Source organism: Paenibacillus macquariensis, from assembly GCF_900156375.1.
In the GTDB taxonomy this organism is placed as follows: domain Bacteria; phylum Bacillota; class Bacilli; order Paenibacillales; family Paenibacillaceae; genus Paenibacillus_AQ; species Paenibacillus_AQ macquariensis.
The window spans coordinates 1-15,642 of the sequence record NZ_FTNK01000006.1; the positions used below are offsets into that span (position 1 = coordinate 1).

At 42.9% G+C, this 15,642-nt stretch carries 16 protein-coding genes; 1 reads left to right on the forward strand and 15 read right to left on the reverse strand.

Going from position 1 to position 15,642, the window contains the following annotated elements; genetic code table 11:
- Positions 1–65: 65 nt before the first annotated feature.
- From BW961_RS12435 to BW961_RS12445, 3 genes are all read right to left on the reverse strand, one after another.
- Positions 66–512, reverse strand: coding sequence for a GNAT family N-acetyltransferase (locus BW961_RS12435; protein WP_076576847.1), 447 nt, complete (start codon positions 510–512; stop codon positions 66–68).
- Between the two features lie 338 nt (positions 513–850).
- A complete protein-coding gene (locus BW961_RS12440; protein ID WP_068591090.1) occupies positions 851–1,471 on the reverse strand; it encodes a sugar O-acetyltransferase in 621 nt (206 codons plus the stop codon).
- A 54-nt stretch (positions 1,472–1,525) separates the two neighbouring features.
- Positions 1,526–2,911 (reverse strand): MATE family efflux transporter, encoded by a 1,386-nt coding sequence (locus BW961_RS12445; protein WP_244555943.1) that lies wholly within the window; start codon positions 2,909–2,911, stop codon positions 1,526–1,528.
- A 114-nt stretch (positions 2,912–3,025) separates the two neighbouring features.
- On the opposite strand from BW961_RS12445, the gene BW961_RS12450 reads away from it, so the two are divergent.
- Positions 3,026–3,922 carry an AraC family transcriptional regulator gene (locus BW961_RS12450; protein WP_068591087.1) on the forward strand — a complete coding sequence of 299 codons (897 nt, stop codon included), beginning with the start codon at positions 3,026–3,028 and terminating at the stop codon, positions 3,920–3,922.
- A 945-nt stretch (positions 3,923–4,867) separates the two neighbouring features.
- On the opposite strand, the gene BW961_RS31580 is transcribed toward BW961_RS12450, so the two are convergent.
- The 12 genes from BW961_RS31580 to BW961_RS12510 all read right to left on the reverse strand — a co-directional run bounded on the left by BW961_RS31580 (position 4,868) and on the right by BW961_RS12510 (position 15,612).
- On the reverse strand, positions 4,868–4,996 hold the full coding sequence (locus tag BW961_RS31580; RefSeq protein ID WP_280175205.1) for a hypothetical protein: 129 nt from the start codon (positions 4,994–4,996) through the stop codon (positions 4,868–4,870).
- Positions 4,997–5,421: 425 nt separating this feature from the next.
- Positions 5,422–5,925, reverse strand: a complete 504-nt coding sequence (locus BW961_RS12465; RefSeq protein ID WP_068591083.1) for a DinB family protein — start codon at positions 5,923–5,925, stop codon at positions 5,422–5,424.
- A gap of 180 nt (positions 5,926–6,105) precedes the next feature.
- Entirely contained in the window at positions 6,106–6,450 is a 345-nt protein-coding gene (locus tag BW961_RS12470) for a DUF805 domain-containing protein (RefSeq protein ID WP_068591081.1), read from the reverse strand.
- A gap of 249 nt (positions 6,451–6,699) precedes the next feature.
- Positions 6,700–7,566: an SDR family oxidoreductase gene (locus BW961_RS12475; RefSeq protein ID WP_068591079.1), complete on the reverse strand. Its 867-nt coding sequence runs from the start codon at positions 7,564–7,566 to the stop codon at positions 6,700–6,702.
- Positions 7,563–8,072, reverse strand: a complete 510-nt coding sequence (locus tag BW961_RS12480; RefSeq protein ID WP_139331634.1) for a hypothetical protein — start codon at positions 8,070–8,072, stop codon at positions 7,563–7,565. The genes BW961_RS12475 and BW961_RS12480 overlap by 4 nt, the downstream gene beginning before the upstream one ends.
- Before the next feature lie 108 nt (positions 8,073–8,180).
- A complete protein-coding gene (locus BW961_RS12485; protein WP_068591077.1) occupies positions 8,181–8,747 on the reverse strand; it encodes a MarR family winged helix-turn-helix transcriptional regulator in 567 nt (188 codons plus the stop codon).
- A 347-nt stretch (positions 8,748–9,094) separates the two neighbouring features.
- Positions 9,095–9,502: a hypothetical protein gene (locus tag BW961_RS12490; RefSeq protein ID WP_076576856.1), complete on the reverse strand. Its 408-nt coding sequence runs from the start codon at positions 9,500–9,502 to the stop codon at positions 9,095–9,097.
- 471 nt (positions 9,503–9,973) lie between these two features.
- Positions 9,974–10,150: a hypothetical protein gene (locus tag BW961_RS30510; RefSeq protein ID WP_156510092.1), complete on the reverse strand. Its 177-nt coding sequence runs from the start codon at positions 10,148–10,150 to the stop codon at positions 9,974–9,976.
- A 310-nt stretch (positions 10,151–10,460) separates the two neighbouring features.
- Complete coding sequence (locus BW961_RS12495; RefSeq protein ID WP_068580072.1) at positions 10,461–10,769, reverse strand: hypothetical protein; 309 nt, start codon at positions 10,767–10,769, stop codon at positions 10,461–10,463.
- Positions 10,766–11,677, reverse strand: coding sequence for an aminoglycoside phosphotransferase family protein (locus tag BW961_RS12500; protein ID WP_068580074.1), 912 nt, complete (start codon positions 11,675–11,677; stop codon positions 10,766–10,768). The genes BW961_RS12495 and BW961_RS12500 overlap by 4 nt, the downstream gene beginning before the upstream one ends.
- 483 nt (positions 11,678–12,160) lie before the next feature.
- Positions 12,161–13,504: a glycoside-pentoside-hexuronide (GPH):cation symporter gene (locus BW961_RS12505; RefSeq protein ID WP_068580076.1), complete on the reverse strand. Its 1,344-nt coding sequence runs from the start codon at positions 13,502–13,504 to the stop codon at positions 12,161–12,163.
- Between the two features lie 8 nt (positions 13,505–13,512).
- Positions 13,513–15,612: a glucosidase family protein gene (locus BW961_RS12510; RefSeq protein ID WP_082867312.1), complete on the reverse strand. Its 2,100-nt coding sequence runs from the start codon at positions 15,610–15,612 to the stop codon at positions 13,513–13,515.
- Between the last annotated feature and the right edge of the window lie 30 nt (positions 15,613–15,642).

Sequence of the window (15,642 nt, forward strand, 5' to 3'; positions counted from 1 at the left end):
CCCGTTAGTTGAACAACCGCTGCCAGTAATTTACTGACAGCCATTTTATTTACTAAGGGGATTCTTTAATTAAGTTGTAGAAAACGTATGATTTCACCGTCAATTATTTCTTCGCTAAACCTCTGAAACCCCAAGGATTCATACAGGTTCCCAGCAATCAAGTTGTCGGGTCTGTGCCCGATCATTAATCTATTACAACCATTTTGACTCATAAGATCAATTAATTTTTCCATTGCTTTTTTGCCAAAACCATTCCCTTGATGATTCTCATCAATCATCAGTGCAGGTATCCAATGGTTACCGTCTTCGTCGGGAGTTTTACAAAAGACAATAAATCCAACTAGCAACGCCTCTGAATATATTGCACGCAACTCAAAATCATGAACGAAATTAGATTCTGCAATCCAATAAACAACAGGAGCTGGAAAAACACTGTTTTGTTCTTGCTTTACATTTAACTTGGTACAATCGTACCAGTTCTCAATTGATACTGGCTTTAATTCAATAACCACATAAATTCCTCCAGAATTTTGATATCACAGAGGAATTCCTCTGTGATTATAATTGAACTTCCTCCGTAACAACCACGACAGCAAAGATTTTCTTCATACCTCACCACTCCCTTCAATAATGGAACACATATCCAATAGTATACTACTAATTAATTCTTTGCGATTAGTATAAAACTGTTATAAAAAAGATTTCTCGAGTCCTGCCTTAGTTTGATCATTCGCCACGTTATCCTGCCCGTTAGCTTAATCAATCAACCTCTCTACGCTCTACTTCGTTTCATGCGCACTAAGTAAGAGCGTTGATAAGATTTTTGCAAGCCGAGGTCTATTGAAATGAATTATCTCAAACTAGCTTCCTCGTCTAAATCTTCTTGAGTTATCTCTCTGTCCTTGTAATAATGCTTCATATCGTGTTCATTGATGGTACGCAACACTCTGCAAGGATTGCCAACTGCAACAGAATTAGCTGGAATATCTTTCGTCACTACACTTCCGGCGCCAATGACACAGTTTTCTCCAACGGTAACTCCAGGGCAAATGATGCAACCAGCTCCAATCCAACAATTATCCTCAATGATTACAGGATCAGCATACATATATGCTCTATAATTAGGGTTTATTGGATGCCCAACGGTTGCGATTGTTACGGCTGGACCAAACATAACATTTTTTCCGACGATAATTTTAGTGTCATCAACAAAATTGCAGTTAAAGTTGATATATGAACCTTCTCCAATTTCAATGTTCGTTCCATAACAGAAGTAAAACGGAGGCTCGATCCATGCCTTTGTTTCTTTACCGAATATTTCATTCATGAGTTTTACACGTTCTTCATAGTCATCCGGTCCTGTCGCATTCAACGCAATCATTCTTCTTTTTGCATTGGCCCTGTCCTGTGGCAGGCCCTCACAGTAGTCTGTAAATAATTTTCCGGCCGCAATTCTTTCTCTCATTGTCATATATAGTTCCACCTTTCTGTAGTAAAATCTCTTTTCATATTGTTTACCGCCACTTCACCTTACTTCTGCAAAATCTCTAGTAATATTCTTGATCCACTTATATTGGCGGTAACGGATTAACGCGGCTGGCAGCTTCAGTATTTCATCTAAGCAAATAACGGCGTATAGGATAGTTGGAGGCACTTGCCACACGAAAGCACACAAGTAACTTAATGGCAGTATGATGCCCCACACCACGATAGTGTCGCACCAGAAACCGAATTTTGCATCGCCCCCAGCGCAAAATATCCCTCCAATGGCCGTGGAATTGAATGACTTGGCTACACAATAATAAGCACAGATATAAAGCATACCGTTCAGATAACCTTGCGCAGTTCCATTCAAGCTCACCATATTAAATATCAACGGCTTCATAATCAAAATCGTTAGCCCTGCCAACCCGCCAAATGCCAATGCGTAGAAGCTAATCCGATTCCCGGCTCTTTTCGCCTTTTCGCTCTCTCCGTTACCTAGATATTTGCCGATCAGCACAGAACCGCCACTAGCAATCCCCCCGCATAACACAATGGCTAAATTACTCACGACTGTCGAAACGGAATTAGCTGCCACAAGATCTGCGCTGACATGTCCGATAATGGCTGCAGTTGCAGTCAGCGCGCAACCCCATACAATGTAATTGCCCTGAATAGGCATCGTGTATCGCATGAAGTCCTGAAGCAGTTTGCGTTGAATGCCATCACGCACAGGTAGCTGGAATTTAATCTTCCCCCGCGTAGTGGAATGCACGATACAGCAACCGAGTTCAATGAAACGTGCGCACACCGTCGCCAGAGCAACTGCCTGAATCGCCTTCTCGGGCATGTCTGGAAACAAAACAAAAATGCAGAGCGCGTTAAATAGAATATTCAAGATGAAGCAGACGGAGCTGATCCATGCACTTAAGCTGGCGTTCTCCATGCTTCTTATGACGCTGAAGTACATCTGTGAAATACCCATGGCTAAGTACGAGAATGAGATCACTTGCAAAAAGCTCGAGCCATACCGAACTAATTCCTCGTCATTCGTGAATAAGCGCATGAGCAGCTCCGGAAAGAACAACGACAGCCCAAAGAAGAACAGGGAGACGCTAACCGAGAACAGGCAGGCGATACTCAGGACGCGTTGGATCGTCTTCACATCTCTCTTCCCCCAATATTGGGCAGTCATAATTCCTGCACCTGTTGCCAGTCCCATATAGAACAAGGTCAATACGAAGGTGATTTGTCCTGCCAATGAGGCAGCCGACATTGCTGACTGGCTAATATCCCCTAACATCACGATATCCGCCGTCATCACCGCTGCTGTAATCAAGTTTTGCCATGCAATCGGAATGACCAGACGGATCAACTCACGATTGAAATGGTTATCGCCCGAAACAGCCGATCGTATACGGTGTTGCACGTCCTTCGCCCCCTTCCCATAATAAATATAATATAAAAATAGTATATTTAGTTGGAGATTTCCATAATAATTCGCTATAATATTATCAAAATCGTATTTTTAGGATGTGTTGCCGTGCGTACAGAACTGGAGGTATTCTCCGATTTATCCGAACGATTAGACTACAATTTGCCGAATTTTCAGCTTTATGTACGTAAAGGCCCCCTGCACCAATTCGATAGATACGCAGCCGCATGCCATTGGCATCCGGATCTAGAATTTATTCTCGTGCTTGATGGCTCGATGAACTTTTTTGTGAATGGAAATACGGTGCATATCGACGAAGGCAAGGGGATTTTTGTAAATAGTAAACGATTGCATTACGCGTACTCTCCCGATATGACAGACTGCTCTTTTATTGTGGTAGCCATTCATCCTTCACTAATTGGGAGGGATACCTGGGAGGGCAAGGAATACTGGGAAGAGAAGTTTGGTCCAAATTCGGAGGATTATCTATTACTGACAGACCAACTGCAATGGCAGAGGGAAGTTCTGCAAGCGCTGAATCAGATCTATAACGAGATGCACAGCACTGCGCGCAATCCATTTCGTCTGCTGTCTCAGGCAATGGCAATCTGTGCCTACATGGGCGATCATCTGAAGGAGATTTCCGGACATCTTGCTAACGACCAGTTGTCGGCTACCATCTGGAAGATGACAGGGTTCATTCACCAACATTATGAGAACAAAATAATGCTTGATGATATTGCAGCCGCGGGATCGGTATGCCGCAGTCGATGCTGTGAGCTGCTCGGTCATTACGTGGGCCAATCTCCTAACTCCTATCTGATTCGATACCGCATCCAAAAAAGCTGTGAGATGCTGCAGGAAACAGATCGAACAATCAGTGAGATCGCAAGCTCATCCGGTTTTCAAAGTGCAAGTTATTTTTCATATGCTTTTCGAAAAGAGATTGGGGTGGTTCCTCAGGCTTATCGCAAGAAACACCGTTTCTATTCAGACAAAAGCTAAATCACTGCCGGATCTCTCCACTTCATAAAATGATTGCTTTGTGACAGTGTTTCTAATATGCATTTATATTGGAACTAACCTGCCCGTTAGCTTAATACGTTCATTTAACAAGCATACCGTAGACTTATTGGAAAGGCACATATGACCAGTTCATTCCATATATACCTATCACAACATATACAAAAGCTATCAGCAGAAGCCAGTATAAGATATTAAACGGAATAGCCCCCAAGTTAAGTTGGACTTTTATCCAATATAGAGGAGCTTTCATTATTTAACCCCCCTATAGAGTCAATTAATCATAAAAAAGTGGGGTTATGTTGTGATTTTGTTAATTAATTATGTGCTTTTCATTGCCACATTTGGTTCGTTATTTTTTCTATTAATATCTGCTTACTTTAGATTTATAATAAAAAAACCTTTGCGCTTTGGACATAGGCTATTAAAAATATGGCTAATCAGCAAAGAAGTTGGAAGCACCCGATTATTCGGAAATAAAGGTACTATTACAATTGGCTTAACTTTATTACCTTGGCAATAAAATATCCCGCATACTCAAAAGTCATAACAATATTTTTTATAACCATTATCTTCGTACTACTAATGCATAGTTTATCTATTTTGATGTATTCGCAAAAACACAAAGCTGCTACTCTAGTAGCACGCGCCACATTGTTTCTGACAATTTTCGCCCTCTTATGATAAGGCTCCCCTTGATTAATCTTCATTGTAAACAACTCGTCCCACATCACAAACCGCACTTTTCCTGACGTTTCGTGTTCACAATGTCTTGAGGTTGTGAACACGAAACGATGTCATTTTTAGATCAAAAATCAAACATCAAACCATCACTGCCATAACATAACCATAAAGATGGGCTGCTTTTGCTCATTTCAACTAAGCATATCCTGCCCGTTAGTTCAATACAAAAGTATGCTTAGTTTGTCATTTATCTTTTAATTTGCTTTTCAGCATGTATTCATCATAAGCATCATGGACTTTTTCCTTGCACACTTTTTTCCAAGTATCTTTATGCATGGTAACCGCATTTTCGTTATATGGTTCAGGCTCCATATCCCCACCAAAACCAATCCATGCATCGTGACCTACTTCCCCATCCTCGTGAGAGTAAGCAATTTCATGTGGTGCAGGTACGTGTCCTGCGAATTGACAATCATTTGCTAAACAATGATAGCCAGGCTTATGAACACCATATTTGCAAAAAATCGGAACAGTATCTTTCTCTTCTGTTTCACCAAGTCCATATAAGCAATGTAGTTCTACTATGAGATGAGTAAAGGCGATGAAACTCCCCTTCTTTCAAAAAGCAATTTTATTAATCATCTTTTCAACGCTTCAATCCGAGAAAGGTTGCTCAACAATGAACTCCTAATTGTGGACAAACATTGCGTTAACCTACCCGTTAATTGAAAAAGGACCGCCGATGATGCTGGCAGCCTGTTCTCATTGCGCAAAAGTTCCCCGTCAGCACACTATTATTATTGTGGCGGATTTTCCACACCTAAATGAATCCAATCTTCTTTTGGTGGTCCATAAACCCCAAACGGTTTTAATCCTGCTTGACGTATCAGAACGGTAATTTGACCACGATGATGAACAATGTGCTTGATTAGTCCCATTAATATTTGAGAATTTGATTCCTGTCTTCCAAATGCTTCTTGTATTTGTTCTAGGGATTTGTCTGTCCATTGTTGTTCAATGATTTGAGCTGAGTGAGAACTTACCACTTTGAAGGTTTCAGTTATTTCCTTTGCTGAGGTTGGAACACTTTCTGCATTTTCTATCCCATCTATCTTAAATCCGAAATGGGATAAATAATCTGGAATATTTGTTGTTAAATGCCATGCAATCCTTCCCAAAGTCCGACCTTCTGGATAAACTTGTTGTTTTAAAGATTCATCTGTCAAACCATTCAAAACGTTTTGAGTTAGCATAGCTTCCTTATTCCATTCTTTATTAAAGTCTGAAATCGTTACATACATATATAATTCCTCCCAAATCGTTTAATAAATTATTTATTGCTGGAGATACACTATAATACATTTGTTCTTATATCTCAAATTGCCTTCTTTAACTAACCTGCCCGTTAGTTGAACAAAGGGCTACCTCACGGCAGCCCTTTCATTATTGAACTATAGTTCCTCGTTAGCGTAACTTAACAACTAAATTTTAGGATTTGGTCCATATTGATTATCATTCTCTTGACTATCCTGACAAGCAAATATAATAAAAATAATATCACCAATTACAGGAATAAGTGGAATTAGGTTCCACCATCCACTTCTCCCAGTATCGTGCAGTCTGCGAGCAGCAACAGCTAAGCACGGTAAAAAGGTGGACAAATAATAAAGTACTGATAATACGGGAGGCATATTGGCGATTGACTCCAATATGGAAAATAAAATTAAAACAATGCTATAGACTAGCATAAACATCCAATATTCCTTACGACTTGCTCTCCCTTTAAATCCTATGTAATTCTTTAACCCTTTCAAATACCATACCATTTCTATACTTCCCCTATCGTAAATATATCCTGATTGAGTTTATCATGAAGAGACTGCGCCATATACAATCAAATTATTCCAAGTGCGTAGTTTCGTCCGGATGCGACAGAAAAAGACCAACTATTAATATGTTGGCCGACTTAAGTAATTCCTTATTCAACTATCGTGTCCCGTTAGCTCAATGACTTGTATGAGATCGGAACAGCATGCTGCCAACGACACAAATTTCAAAATAAGTGGACTCCGCCTCTACCGGAAATTTTCTACACACTCACGCAGAAAGGCGTCTAGCGTGCGTGGCTCTCTGCCGAGCAAGCGCTTCACAGTGTCATTTGGACTTTCTGGCACCACAGTAGACATGGTTTGAATTTCCACAACGTGGTTCGCGAGCCAAGGAGGCATATGCCCGTGCTCGATTAGATTGCGGAGTAGTACTTGGGGTTCCATGTTGATGTAGCTTATCGGCCGATTAAGCAGGGCGGATAGTTGACTCGCGATCTGAGGATAGCTGAAAATCTCCGAACCAGTAAGCGTATATATTTGGCCTGTTACCTCTCGGTTGGTCAGAACTTCTGCGGCAACATCTGCGATATCGCGACAGTCAATGAAGTTACACGGTGAACCGCCCATGGAGCCGAAGAATACATTTTGGGTTGTAATCGTTGGTGCAAGGTGCAGTAAGTTTTGCATAAACGCATAGGGGCGCAACACAGTGTGGGTGAGACCCGAATCGAACAGCGCTTTCTCGATTTCTTGATGCCAGCCTGCCACTGCCACTGGAGAGCTCTTCTCAAAGGCAGGACTGGATATTTTTACGATGTGTTTGATTCCAGCTTCGGCGGCAATCTGAATGATTGAAGTTTCCAATTCGATTTGTCTTGGACTGTTGGACATGGCAAGGAAGAGCTGGCTAGCTCCTGCAAACGCGCGGCGCAGCGATTCAGGGTCAGAAGCATCCGCCGATGCGACCTCTATAGTCGACCGGCCATTTTCTCCGATCTGATCACGCAACTTCTCTGGCTCTCTGCTCAGGGCCCTTGCGGGTACGCCAAGATCAACCAAACGTTCCAAAAGCGCACTCCCTATTGTACCTGTTGCTCCCATAATAACTATCATTTTTTATCTTCTCCTTTAGTTGAAAAATGTGTTCTGACGGCAGCACGCCATCGCCATGTCACTATCGTGCTTGCTATAAATCCAGATAACGGGAAATCGATCCATATACGGTCGACCCAGGTCCAACGATCGATCGGAATCATAATTTCCAGTAAACCAGATGTCACCCATGCGGCGAGTAGACCTAACGAAGCCCCGGCCAAGGCGAATATCCCTATCACAACCAAGTGAGGTGCGCCGATGATCCACCGTTTATGGCCTCCTCCGTTGTGCAACCAAAGGCCAAGCATCAAAGCCACCAAGGCCGATGTTCCGCCGATTGTAGTCAATGCCGCTATTTGAAGCCCCTTGTCGGCAGTGACCAATCCCCCGATTCCTGCCATTATGGCAGGAGAAACATAGGCCATAATGATTTCACGCCACAGCACGAAAGTTTTTGTATCGGAACCAGCAGCCTTGATGTCGTAATTACTTTCTGTTTTATTCGAGTATTTCATGTTGCTCATGTAGTTACTCCTTTCTTCTTTTAAATTGTTCAGCGTTTGCTTTCAGATAAATATAATTAGGAACCTAACTATATGAGAGTAAAAATGGGCTAGCTTCACTAGCCCATTCTACTCATTACTGATGTTTTCCTTTGGTTTCGAGCCTAGTTCGCCCGTAAGTGCTGAGATGCCTTGTGTAACTCGGCCTAGCAGGTCGAGAAATACGCTGCGCTCCTCGATATTGAGTAAGCCCACCATTGCTTCCAGCCGAGCGAAATGCTCAGGAGCCATTTCACGGAGCTTCTTCGCTCCTTCTTCCGTCAAAATGACTGATCTCTGACGTCCATCGTCTGAGCTTGATCGCCGAGATACTAGGCCATCTCGCTCAAGATTGTCGATAAGACCAGTCACTGTAGCACGTGTAATGCCTAGATGCTCCGCTAATTGCGAAGGCAACTCTTCTCCTTCGTTATCTTCAAGATCTGCCAATAAACGATATCGTCCTGTTGATAAACCGAATTTAGAGAAATGAATCTCCGAGGCATGCCCAAGCTTGGCTCCCGCTGCCATTAGCCTAGAAGCGACGAGTATAGCCTGTGCGTCTACATCTAGGTTATAGCGATCAATCTGACGCTTGGATTGTACAAGCGAGGGGATAGCGTCAATGTCATTTATTATTTTATTATTGTTGTTCATATATATAGTATGGCTCCTAACTACTTTTGTGTCAACACATTTTTATAACACATCAACACCCCGCCTTTCTTTATATCTGGAACTGTATTCCTTCTCGGCCACTGCAAAAGGCTTGATCTCTCTTTTATTCCAAATCGGGTTAGAACAGTTTGATCCTCATCAACCGAAGAATATACCAAATGTAATGGAGTTATATAGTTGGCTAGTTTAATTTTCATAGAGTTCTATAGAAAAAAGAGCTGTAATAATAATAATAAAAAGCCCTTTACAAGGACTTTTTGCTGGCTTAATCCCAGGTTTCATTAAAAGGACTCGTGCCGATTTATTATTTTTTTCTGTAAGAGGTATTAGCAATTCATCATTCGCCATTTTTGTGTAGAGTGATTCGTATTAAATCCAATTTGATTTAATTGTCGTGCTATCTCAGGTTCATTGAAAATAGTTTGTTTTTCTACTCGGACAAAATCGCCGTGTTTTGTAACAATTTCACCTATATCCCTGAGCATTGCGAGATCCACTCCTGGATCTATATCTGGATCTATATCTGGATCTATATCTGGATCCATTCCTGGATTCACTTTTGACTCTTCTGCAGTACTTAATTCTGAACCTAAGATATTAGTGCTAGCAGGATTTGCTGCTGTCTCTTTTGCAGCGATTAATTTCGGACTACTATCCGCTAATGAATTTGAAGTTATTGCCACTCCTAAAATTAGCGTTATTGCAAAAGATGTTAAAAATACTTTCTTTAACATGTTAATTCCACCCTTCTATACAATAATTATTTCCTGTATTCAATCTTCGAATACTAAAAACTTGAAATAAACGAGAACTTGGAAAAGCTATGCTCAAGAAAAGACTTCACTAGAAAACTTAACTATTTATACTATCTTTAATGTTATACTAGAACGAAAATTTAATAGATAAAGTATAGGTAGGTCTTTTCTATGGATTTTCCACTTAAACTTACCGAACTATCGTGTTCCGTTAGCGTAATGTAAATTTTCCACCTAAGAGTTTTACCCACTTTTGTTTGAACATCAACTCTCCGTGCTCCAAATAAGGAAAAAGTCCAGTATTCTACTTCCCCTCTAATTCGAGTTGAATGTCCTCAATAATGTGAAGGATCACGTAGCCTTTCATAGTGATTATACTGACGATATAACTCATTATCTTCAGGTGAAATCATATCGACAACACAGATAGTGCCCAATAATTCACTTACTCTAATCATTTCTTGTAACACTTTTGTTGGCCTTATCTCCTTCATTAAGGGAGAGGCTTTGATGAATCCATTTTAATAAATCCTCACTATTCAAAGATAAAGAATTGTTTAAAAAACCTCTAGCTTGCTTTTGAAACTCCGTTCGAACAGCCTGTCCATTTCTTTTTTGCACACTCATCTCAACTAAACTCCTCTCAACTATTCTCAACTCAGCTCATCTGGATAACCAACAATAGAAGTACAATACTTTTTATTCCGTTAAACTGCACATTAGCTGAATACTACTCTCGTTCCACTGTTACTGCTAATCGATTCTTCAAATCTCCATATTATTTTGAGCTAAACTACCCGTAAATTGAAAAAGAGACTGCCATGGTGCTGGCAGCCCGTGTTTTTACGCTATAGAGTATGGTTAATTCTTTATGAACTACTTCAGTGCTCGTGAACTACTCAGTCGTGACAATTCCTTCAGACGTATATTAAAAAGACTACCCTTCCTGTATATCCGCAATTAATTCGCTCGCAACCTCAATCATCATCGGGATCACGGCTTCATTGATGCCGGATACGTAAATGTCCCCCTGATAATACCTAAATGGGATCTGAGTATCAATATAGTTCCACATAAAGAAATCTCCATCTATGGACATACTGGTTGAACCTGTCACCGTATACACTGATGTATAAGTGAAATCAGATTTGGACGAGAAATACTGTTTGCACTCATCCAAAGATATGGTTTGCTCTAAATTTCCGTTTTCCTGTAAAGCTCTTGTAATTCGATAGCGTTGACTCATTGTAATGCCTCCAAATTTCTAGTAATTTTCTCTGCTAAGTAATCATCTATAATGATATGAATAACATGATATGATTCTTCTGCTATTATATCGTTAGAATCCTTATGACCATTGTAAGTTATTAATGCCTTCCATAGCGCCCATCCTCTTGCTCTATTCCAAGTTCCTTCATCCATATTCAATACCTTCTTGAATATCTTTCTACTGTTGTTATCAAAAAATGTCCATGCCATTGCAGCATCAGATGCCGGATCTCCAACACCCAATATCCCGAAATCAATAACTGCGCAAAGTTTTCCATCCTTAATCAGTAAATTTCCTGGTGCGATATCACCATGAACCCACACAGGTTCTGAATCCCATTTAGAATCTAATGCCAATCCCCAAATTTCTAACAATATATGTTCATTAAATGTATCTTTAACATTCTCAATCGCATATCTAGACTCTTCATCGTATACAGCTACAGATCCACCTCTATAGAAATTATGCTTCCCAGCTAAAGGACCTCCACTAGCATCTATAGATTGTAATTCAATTAAAAATGTCCCCAAGTCTGTTGCAAATTGATTAACATCACTAATAATGGCTTGAGTCAATGTCTCTCCCTCTAACCACTTATTGATAGACCATGGCCATGGATATTCTTCACTAGGATTACCTTTAGCTAACGGTGTAGAGATGGGTAAAGAAAGATTTTCGCTTAAAAATGGAAGCCATATTTGCTCTTTCTCCACTTGAGGAACATAGGATACTTCACTTGGTAACCGTACACTCATATGTTCACCTAAATGAAATGTTCTATTATCATTCCCACTATATTTGACAGGTTTGATATCTAAATCAGACCATTGGGGAAATTGCTCATGTATTAATCTTGCAACTAAATCAACGTTAATGTTAATCATTGAGTTCTATCTCCAACCACCCACATTTTTTATTCACCTCAGACATTTTACCATAAACCCAAAATTCTTGTTACAAATTCATGTTAAGTTCCAGAGTTGGGTACTCATCTTAACTGTTATCCAGAATATCCCCTTTGTCGCCAATATTACCTCAATCATATCGCTATCCGACCACTTCAAGGTCAAAGCATATTGAATATTAAACAAAAGAGAAACCACTTTCATATAGCGGTTTCTCTTTACTAATCATGATTTCTTCTAAGGAAAAAAAGTATAGTCGAACACAAAATGAAGTGAAATGTGTTTATTCGAGAGTGTACATTCTTCTGTGCCATAGTGCGAGCCGCTCTCCTGCGGATAAATATAGTTCTAAAGAAAACTGCGGCTCGCTTGACGGCATCCATGATACATTTTACGTCACAAGGATGATAAGCGGTGGAATTGCCGAGCTCCGTACCGAACACTTGATACAAGGAATCGTAATCATGCCCGATTCTCCAATTCCTTAAGAATGCGATTGTAGAATCCGTCGTTCAGCTTGTAGAACAACGTAAACACGATTACGGCTATCGTTATCACGATCATCGGAATGCACGTCATCAGGAACAAGATGCCGTCCTTCGTATGTTGGGATTGAACGACATTGGGCGCGAATCCGATGAAAGCCAATGTCAACCCGACGATCAATTCTTTCGTGGCGTCGCTGAAGCTGCCGACCAAAGAAGAAATGGAAATGATCGTGGAGTTGTTGCGCTCGCCCGTTTTCCACTCGCCATAATCGATAATATCCGCATAGAAGATCGGCATGAGGGCGGTCGTGATGCCTAGCGCCAAATAAAGCATAATTCCGCCGACATACACGATGGGGAAGAAGGTGCCCATGATTCCTTTGGCCGCGAGTAATATGACATAACCCACGATCAATGTTGCCCCTGCGACCTGGAACGCCGCTTTCTTCGATAGCTTTTTCATGAGTTTCGGGAATAAGGTCATCATCAACACTTGCGACAAACCTACGGTAATTCCGAACGTGGCGAACATGCCTTCGTTGCCCATATTGTATTTAAAGAAATAGAGTGCGGTGCCCATCGTGATAAATACCCCGACGTTCAAAAAGAAGTTCACGATGAGGAGGATAAGCAGCTGATCATTGCGCGACACGGCCTTAATAATGTCTCTTAGCTTCAATTGCTCAGTCGATTCAACTGTGACCCGTTCCTTGTATTTGTTAATAAAGAATAGATTGCTGACAAAAAATAGGGCGGCGAATAGAAGCCCCAACCGGAAATAACCTTGCGCTTGGGTGGCGGCAATGACAGCGAGCAGCGGCAATACGGCACCAACGGTCGTGAAATCCCCCAGCACTCCACCGATCGCCGGAATGACGGAAAGTTTGCGCCTCTCTTCTACATTGCGCGTTAGAGTCGGGAACACCGAACCCAGAGCCGTTCCGAATACGGTACTGAACAAGCCCCACATCACGTACATGATCGTTACGTAAACTAACAGCCGCGTCCCGGTAAATCCGGTGTTCGTGAACATTAGAACGGCGGTCGGCGGCATCAGGAGCGTGCCGACCAGCAGCCAGGGCTTTATTTTGCCCCAGCGGCTGTTCGTGCGGTCGATGACGACGCCCATCACTGGAGCCACGCACATATTGAGTATTTTGACGGCGAAAAACAGCGAGCCGATGAAAGCTATGGGAACAAGCGTGACATCGCTGAAGAAAATCATAATGTATGAAGATACGAAACCACCGAGCAGCCCGTTACCAAAAGCATTCATCCCGTACAACCACTTGAAGCCCAAACTTGTCTTTTCCTCCATACTGCACCTCACTCCGTTTCCTTAGGTTCGATGAATACGATGCTGAATGGTTCGCCTTCATCAGCTATACTGTCGAAGATTAACCGGCCCTTCTCGTAAACCTTGAGTCTCCTGCCGTACTCGCTTCTGCTGACTTCCAAGTCGAATGTCGTTTGGAATGCCTTCACATTCCGCAAAGCAGTCTCGTTCCATGAGCTAGGAAGATGCGGATTGCAAGTCATCGTCTTAAACCCGGTCGGCCTAATTTCAAACAATCCCTCGGTGAAAATACGGGCATAGAGGCCGCTCTCTGCTGACAGATGACGCTGATTGCCTTCCGGATAGGCTTCGACCGAGTAAGGTACATGCTCACCCAGCAACCGCTGCTTCGTCATATGCGTAAGATGCTTCAATGCGAGATCCGGCTCCCCTGCGGTAAACACCCCTCGGAGCGCATACAGCGTCGAACGGTCCCAGAACGTCTCTTTGCCCGCTTGCGAGCTGAGGCCATTGCTGGTCCATAGTCTAGGCGAGAACAACGCCTGCAGCGTGCCAGCTTTACGCTCGTAAATCCCCATCGTAAGCGGCACGCAAATCCAAGCTCTTAGTACCTCGTTGCCTTTATAGTAACGATAGGTTTCATATCCTTCCACGCGCCCGCCGAAATACGATTCAATAGCAAACTTTAGCCGTTTCGCCTCTTCCGATAGCTTTCTCACGACGTCTTGGTTTTCCCCAAGCTCCTTCGCCAGCAGGGAAGCGTTGTGGAGCGCGTCATAGAGTAAGCAGGATGTGAACAAGTTGGCCTCTCCCGATTTAAATCGGTTCTCGAGCTCATCCGAATCGCTGCGAATGACGCCTTCCGTGTTCTTCTGCCGCAGGGAGAACTCGATCGCCCACGCTATTCCCGGCCACAGCTTTTCCGCCGCCGTCCGGTCTCCGTATGCGAGACAGAACCTTGCGGCACCGTATGCGAACATCGCGGCGTCTCCGCGATCGCCCGCTCCGTTCCAGTAATCATCCCCTTCCGCGATAATACTCGTCACAAGCGGCTTCTTATATTCAGGGTCCATATGGTCCATATAGAGCGAATAGCAATTGATGCTCTGCTCATTGCCCGCGTCATAGCCCAAGAAGGGGAAGAACGGATTCATGTATTCGCATTGATCATTCGTCCATAAAGCCGCGTAATAGCTTCCGCCTCCGGGTCCGTGCATAAGCCCGTTTTTCGTCCGAAAAATGCTTTCGCTGCCGCGCACCTTGGAGAAATTAAATGCGGTGTTTAGAACCGGATCCGGCGTCTCCAGCTTCAATGATCCAAACCACTCGTCCACAAGTGCGAGTCTTGCGCGCTCCTCTTCGGTGGAATGAACTGTAAGCGCTTGCTGTTCTTTCGTTGCGGCAAACACTAAATAATAGGTCTTGCTATCCCCGGGCTCAAGGTTCAGATGGTCTCCGTTCTCTTCGCCCGTTACGAAGCGGCCTGAATCGTCTGCCAAACCCGCTCTCACCTCGTAAGCACCTTCTACCCCTCGCTTCGGATCGGTCAAATGAACGTAGCCTGGGGAGGCAACTTCGATGTTCATAGCGTTTCCCGTCTTATTAATGAGCGTCACTTTCTCGATCAAGGCTGGACAATGTACCGTTGGCATAAGCGTTCTCACGACTTCTAGCCCCGGGTTTGTGTCGGAGGCTATCTCCAGAAACCCTTTGATTCTGATCCGACGCGGATATTCCGCGCTTACCTTGATGCCGTTGACCTTTAGCCCCACGGAAATAGACAAGCAGAAGTTATGGGACAAGCTGCCTCTTGTCTCGTTCGGGATTTTGCGCAGGGTCGGAAAGACGACATGGCGGCTCAGTCTTAATTCGCCTTTCTTGTTGACGCCATAAGATATAATAGCTGAAACGAGAAATCCGCTCATTTCTAGGTGGTCGTAATGCGGAATCCGCTTATCCTCCGCTACCTCCCATACAATGCTTTCGTCTTCTCCCACCGTATGCCTTAATCCGGCCCCCGCCTCCGCTTTGCCTCCCGTATCGCACCAGAACGGAAATACCGGCGGCTGGTTTTTATATTCGAGTTTCCATATGATATAACGTTTGATCGTTGTCAGCATCTTACTCAATTCCGAGACCTCCCCGGGGATTATGCACTA

What these genes read in the sequence shown, in the direction of transcription:
- BW961_RS12440 (WP_068591090.1), bottom strand. Translation starts at nt 1,471, where the DNA reads ATGACAATGAGAGAAAGAATTGCGGCCGGAAAATTATTTACAGACTAC.
- BW961_RS31580 (WP_280175205.1), bottom strand. Translation starts at nt 4,996, where the DNA reads ATGGAGCCTGAACCATATAACGAAAATGCGGTTACCATGCATAAAGAT.
- BW961_RS12465 (WP_068591083.1), bottom strand. Translation starts at nt 5,925, where the DNA reads ATGTATGTAACGATTTCAGACTTTAATAAAGAATGGAATAAGGAAGCT.
- BW961_RS12470 (WP_068591081.1), bottom strand. Translation starts at nt 6,450, where the DNA reads ATGGTATGGTATTTGAAAGGGTTAAAGAATTACATAGGATTTAAAGGG.
- BW961_RS12475 (WP_068591079.1), bottom strand. Translation starts at nt 7,566, where the DNA reads ATGATAGTTATTATGGGAGCAACAGGTACAATAGGGAGTGCGCTTTTG.
- BW961_RS12480 (WP_139331634.1), bottom strand. Translation starts at nt 8,072, where the DNA reads ATGAGCAACATGAAATACTCGAATAAAACAGAAAGTAATTACGACATC.
- BW961_RS12485 (WP_068591077.1), bottom strand. Translation starts at nt 8,747, where the DNA reads ATGAACAACAATAATAAAATAATAAATGACATTGACGCTATCCCCTCG.
- BW961_RS12490 (WP_076576856.1), bottom strand. Translation starts at nt 9,502, where the DNA reads ATGTTAAAGAAAGTATTTTTAACATCTTTTGCAATAACGCTAATTTTA.
- BW961_RS30510 (WP_156510092.1), bottom strand. Translation starts at nt 10,150, where the DNA reads ATGAGTGTGCAAAAAAGAAATGGACAGGCTGTTCGAACGGAGTTTCAA.
- BW961_RS12495 (WP_068580072.1), bottom strand. Translation starts at nt 10,769, where the DNA reads ATGAGTCAACGCTATCGAATTACAAGAGCTTTACAGGAAAACGGAAAT.
- BW961_RS12500 (WP_068580074.1), bottom strand. Translation starts at nt 11,677, where the DNA reads ATGATTAACATTAACGTTGATTTAGTTGCAAGATTAATACATGAGCAA.
- BW961_RS12505 (WP_068580076.1), bottom strand. Translation starts at nt 13,504, where the DNA reads ATGGAGGAAAAGACAAGTTTGGGCTTCAAGTGGTTGTACGGGATGAAT.